This window comes from Citrobacter sp. wls757 (assembly GCF_005280935.1).
Taxonomy (GTDB): domain Bacteria; phylum Pseudomonadota; class Gammaproteobacteria; order Enterobacterales; family Enterobacteriaceae; genus Citrobacter; species Citrobacter portucalensis.
Genome location: NZ_SZWU01000015.1, coordinates 232062 through 237634 on the forward strand (window position 1 = coordinate 232062; position 5573 = coordinate 237634).

Here is a 5573-nt window from a genome sequence, read left to right on the forward strand (position 1 = left end):
TGAAAACGCAGGCGAGGCTCAGTAAGCCAATCATGAGCTTTTTCATCGTCAGAAATTCCACGCAAAGCCAACGGCGGCATTGAAACCAGCATCTGGAATAGATTCATGTGCGGTTCTGTAACGCTTATCGGTCAGGTTGTTGAGCGCGAGGTTGACCTGATACTGGTCCTGCGGACCGAACTCGGTGTTGAATGCGAGGTTAAGTGTGGCCCAGCCTGGGTAGTTGATTTCCGTGGTGCCGGTATTATCTTTAGCGCTGGACGCCGCGCGGATAAAGGCATCGGACGTCACGTTAGCGACATTCATCAACCAGGTATGTTTCAGGCCGACACGCCCGGTCAGCGTGGGTTCGCCGGTATCCCAGGTTTTTAGGGTATTGCCTTCGTACTGACGGCGAATGAGATTACCGCTCAGGTAAGGTGAAACCGCCCAGCCGTTGTATTCTGCGGTGAGTTCCATGCCCCAGGTTTTGGCCCGATCGATGTTTTCGTAGTAGTAATAGCCGCCCCGTGAAGAGGTGGTATTACCGCTGCAAACGGGTTGGCCTGAACAGGCCAGGCTGGCGATATAGTCTTTGGCTTCGGAGTAATAAATGGCGCCGTCAATCAGCCACATATTCCCTTTATACCGTGCGCCCAGCTCATAGTTATTCGAGTGTTCCGCCTTCAGGTTTGGGTTGCCGTAGGTCACGCTTCCGCCTGCGGACGTCTGCATAAACAGCTGAGTCAGCGTGGGGAAAACATAGCCCTGGGCATATGCTGCCCGGAGTTCAAGATCTTTAAAACCGGAATAGCGTAGGCTGGTTGAGGTCACCAGTTCATCATCGTGTACTGAATTTCCCCCGGTGGAATGCCAGGTGCTGCCGCTGCTTTGCAGGGTTTGCGTATCGTTGCGATTGAGCTTCGAAGACAGCCAGTACTGGCGTGCGCCTACGGTCCAGGTCCAGTCATCGGCAAAGCGCCAGTCGTTTTGCGCGAACAATGAGGTGTTGCTTTGCTCCGCTTCGTTGTATGACAGGGTGCGGGTTTGCGTATCGAAGAAGCCGGTAGCTGCGGTCTGGCGCGTACTGCCGTCCGTGTCCTGTTTGATTTTGTCATGCTGATATTGAGTGCCAATCACCAGCCCGTTGTTCGCGGGAAGGGAGAAATTGCCCTGCAGCGTTACCCCCTGGGTATACTGTTTGTCGTTGGTATTGGTTTGATTGTTTATCGTCAGCGCTTTAATCGCCGGGCTGGGGATTACCTGAGTCGTTTTGACCCGGTTTTCAAATTTGCGCTCTATTGTCTGGGTGTATGCGTCAACATGGATTTTCCTCAGGTAATCCCCGCCAGCCGCGTAGTCGTAGAAAAGACCGATTTTCTCGCGTTCCAGCTTAGGTATTTTGACGCTAAAGTCATCGAACTGGCCCTCTGGATCGTCAAACCAGGTTTGAGTAGACAGTTTGTAACGATCGAGGGAGAGTCCGATTTTATGGCGATCGAAATTGTAGCCAAGCCACACGCCCTGGCCGTTATTACGGAAATTGGTGTCGGGCAATCTCCCGTCAGGTGTATCGCGGTCCCCCTGGTCGGAATAGCTGCCATTGATGCGGTAGTCAAAGTTTCCGATGCTGCCCCAGGCTGCTGCTGATTCTTCCCATCCTGCCGTTGCGGAGTTATAAACGGCCTTAACGCTGCCGCCGAGAGGCTTATCGCCACCTTTTTTCGTAATAAAGTTTACGACACCGCCAATCGCCTGCGAACCGTAAAGGACAGAGTAGGGGCCTTTTACTACTTCAATCCGTTCCAGCGCGGATTCGTCAATCAGCAAACCGGCCCCGTAGTTTTGCCCGGCGCGCTGGTAGCTGACGACCTGGCCGTCGATCAAAATCAGCACCCGCGAAGAGGCTTCGCCACGGATACGAATTTGTTTCCGGCCAGCGAGGGCGTTATCGGTGACTTCGACGCCGGGAATATCTTGTAAATCATCAGCAATAGAAACGCTGGTGGAGTTTTGCAGCGTCTGGCGATCGATAACCTGAATAGTTGCCGGGCTATCCCAGAGACTACTTTCAGAGCGGTTAGCCGTGACGATCACCGTATCATCGTCGGGCGTTGAAGCGTGTGTTGTAGAGGTAGCTGCAGAAGCAGCGCCGGACATGCATAATGTCAGGGCTGAAAGAATAAATGGCCTTTGGTTAATCCGTGGCAACATAAGAGAACCTTTATTAAATGTAAATGATCATCATTATCATTCGCATTTGTATATAAAAATGTTTCCCTTTGTTCAATATGAAAGATGCATAACCAATATATCTTTTGATTTGAGTCAATTTTGTACGGTCAATAAATACTGAAATGTGATCTGTATCGGGTATAACAATGTGAATAGAAAGGATTTATTCATCTCTTTGTTGGCTTATAATGTGCAGATTTCTCGGGTAAATGATTACGGCAATCTGGGCTATAATGTGGCTCAGCACCAACAAGCTCCGCGGGGGAAATGTGAATATTAGCGATGTTGCGAAAAAAACCGGTTTAACCAGCAAAGCCATTCGCTTTTATGAAGAGAAAGGACTGGTGACGCCGCCGCTGCGTAGTGACAATGGCTATCGCACTTACAACCAACAGCATCTGAATGAACTGACGTTGCTGCGTCAGGCGCGGCAGGTTGGGTTTAACCTGGAAGAGTGCGGCGAGCTGGTAAACCTGTTTAACGATCCGGCGCGTCATAGCGCGGATGTGAAAAAGCGCACCCTGGAAAAGGTGGCTGACATTGAGCGGCATATCAGAGAATTGCAGGCCATGCGCTTGCATTTACTGGCGCTGGCAGACAGTTGCCCTGGCGATGACAGCGCTGAATGTCCGATTATGGATAATCTCTCCGGTTGCAGTCATCACAAAGCGAAGGCTTAACGGCGAGAGGGATTAAGCATAAACACCACCGTGCCGCGGTACCACGGGGATTTCTCAAGCTGCGCTTCAGCCAGTGGATCCTGGTTACCGTTTTGCACCAGTCCCAGCTTAAATGGAATGCGCAGGCGGCTCAGCGCGGGTAGATACGCCTGATAATTCGTCACCGTGTGACGCCCCTGATAGCTTTGCACCACCAGTTCATCGACCGCCAACGCGTTCAGCGTAGCGACGTCGCCCGTTTTTGCCCAATCCAGTAGTCCGGTTACGCCTAGCGCAAACTCGGCCGGGAGCTGTTGGCGCAGTTGCTGTAGAAAGCGGGCGTAGTCGGTCAGTTGATGGGTCGCAGCGTCAAAATCAACCTGCAGGCCGACGACGTGATTCCCTGCAATCTGCCAGCGCTGCATCAACCGTATGATACGCGCCGGGATCTCTTCCGGTACGTCGAGGGTGGTAAAGCGTACGGTCAGCCAGATTGAGGGAAAAGACAGACGACTGACCGGCAGTCCGAGGCGCTGGAACACCACGTTACCGGAACGAACCAGTACCTCGCCCTGGTGCAGATAAACCGTTTGCGCGTCTTTCAGCTCGTCACTGGCTTTCACCCCAGACCACAGCCAGAAGGCTGAATGTTCACGGGCGGCGACGATATCCGCTGCCTGTGCCTGGCCGAGAAGCAGTGCGGTTACCAGTAATATTTGAGTTTTTGCGCCCACGGGCTTCCCGGATACTGCGTTTTCAGTTGGGTGAACCAGCCCTTACGCTGCAATTTGTCCACGTCTTCTCCGCCACATTCGTTAGCGCCTGATGGCGCATAGCACATGATGGCGCGATACAGCGCGAAGCTCTTATCTTCGACTTCCGCGGTGGGTGAGGTGATTACCTGCTGGTAGTAGCTCTGTCTGTCGAACTGGCCGAACGGTTTCTTACGCGAAATAGCTGATTCAAGCACGTCGTTGCCAGCGCTGTTTTTCCACAGGTCGACATGTGTTTGCGTGGTGCGGAAGAATTCGCCAAGGCAGTTCAGCGCGTGAGCATCATCCGCTTTTTTGCTCAATACCGTTACCGTTTCATTGAGGCTGCGGCACGTATAACCCGCCTGCGCCGTGTCGCCATTCCAGTCGAATATGCTCAGGTTAACGTCAGCAAACGCTTCGCCAATGACCGGTGATGTAATCGCGCTGGCCAGTTTTCTGTCAGTAAGCCAGTCGCCAAAACGATTCTCTGTAAGATCCCGCACCAGCAGCGTATGCAACGCAATGGTACGCTCTTCGTTATTCGGGCCATGAACGGCCTGCTGGCGCAGCAGTTCTGGCGTGGCCTGCGTTTTCAGCACCTGCGAACGAAAGCGCAGGTTGGTCACCGCGCTATTCGGTGCGAAAACCGCTGCCACGTCGCCGCTATACACCAGCGTGGCGGCAAGCTTAGCCTGTACATATTGCTGCTGTTCGTTATCCAGGCTGAGTTTTAACAACTGCTGCCAGAAATTGCGCGCCTCGGCCCATTTTTTCTGGCCCATCAACGCTTCGCCGTACAGCACCTGTTCGCTGAAGGCGAGGGTATCGTGAGCGGCAAGTTTCTGCGCTGGCGTAACTGCCTGAATAATTGCCGCGTAGTTGCCCGTTGCCAGCCACAGATTCAGTTGCAGATCGCGCCATAGCGGCAGTTTTTGGCTTTGTTCAAACACCGGTTTGCTGGCGTCGAGCTGTGCCTGCGTCAGCGTCGGTTTGTTATTGTTATCCAGGCGCAGCGCGCGTAGTAGCTCGATATAGCTGACTCGCGGCGCGTCGGGGAAGGCCTCAACGACGGACTGGTCGTAGAACGCCATGCCATAGACATTATCGTATTCGATGACATTTTCGCGCAGTTGCTGTGCGTCAGCCGACTGCTTCAGCGTCTGTTCATACAACCCGGCCAGCTGCGGCCATGACTGTAAATACCAGTTGATGCGACGCAACATGCCTCGTGAAGAGTCAGCGTAGAGTCCTTGGGGAAAACGCTGCAGATAGGCCTGCGCCAACTCTTGAGCCTGAGTGGCATCCTCGCGGTTAATTTTCGCAATATCAAAATCGCCGTACTCGCCCACACTGTTCTGACTGCTCTTGTTCAACGCCGTGCGCATCAGCATGTATTGCGCGGTCTCTGCTAACCACGGACGGTCGCTTGTAGCCAACTGAGTGAAATCCCGTTTGGCACTGGCATAATCACCGGCATAGAAACTGGCGGCTGCTGCCAGATAGCTTTTATAGGGCAGAGCTTGAGAATCTGCCGGGAAGGTGGCAAGAGAAGACTCAATTTGCTCGCGGGTTGCCCCAGAAAGCAGTCCCATACGCGCCTGGGCTAAGGCCTGACGCTGTTCCGCTGTTAATGTGGAATCGGCCAACAGCGCGGCAAAAAAGGCGCTAACGCTCCCGGCGTTATTCGAAACATGACGGTTCTCTAGCTCAGCGTCGTTGATATTTATTTCGTCGGCGCTAATGTTCAGCTCAGCCATCTGTCGGGAGAGAGGGCTGTCCGCGGCGGATACCTGAGCTGCCGCTGTATGCGGGGCAGCCTCATCCCATTGCGGGTGATAGGCAAAATAGAAATCGCGGGAGCGGGTGATATCTGCGGGCATCGACTGTACGGGCAGAACAAATGATTTTTCCTGGCTCAGCAGCCGCAGCAGGTTGTCGCGGCTGT

The 5573-nt window shown here is 53.5% G+C and carries 4 protein-coding genes; 1 reads left to right on the forward strand and 3 read right to left on the reverse strand.

Annotated elements, in window-relative coordinates:
* Positions 1-48: 48 nt before the first annotated feature.
* A complete protein-coding gene (locus FDW94_RS02940; protein WP_137377100.1) occupies positions 49-2193 on the reverse strand; it encodes a TonB-dependent receptor in 2145 nt (714 codons plus the stop codon).
* A gap of 290 nt (positions 2194-2483) precedes the next feature.
* On the opposite strand from FDW94_RS02940, the gene cueR reads away from it, so the two are divergent.
* Positions 2484-2894 (forward strand): Cu(I)-responsive transcriptional regulator, encoded by a 411-nt coding sequence (cueR, locus tag FDW94_RS02945; RefSeq protein WP_048214774.1) that lies wholly within the window; start codon positions 2484-2486, stop codon positions 2892-2894.
* Here cueR and FDW94_RS02950 read toward each other — a convergent pair.
* Positions 2891-3607 (reverse strand): DUF3142 domain-containing protein, encoded by a 717-nt coding sequence (locus FDW94_RS02950; protein WP_137377101.1) that lies wholly within the window; start codon positions 3605-3607, stop codon positions 2891-2893. The two genes, cueR and FDW94_RS02950, sit on opposite strands and share 4 nt — an antisense overlap.
* Positions 3577-5573 (reverse strand): hypothetical protein (locus FDW94_RS02955; protein WP_249358263.1); only part of this gene is annotated, 1997 nt, incomplete at its 5' end. The genes FDW94_RS02950 and FDW94_RS02955, both read right to left, overlap by 31 nt.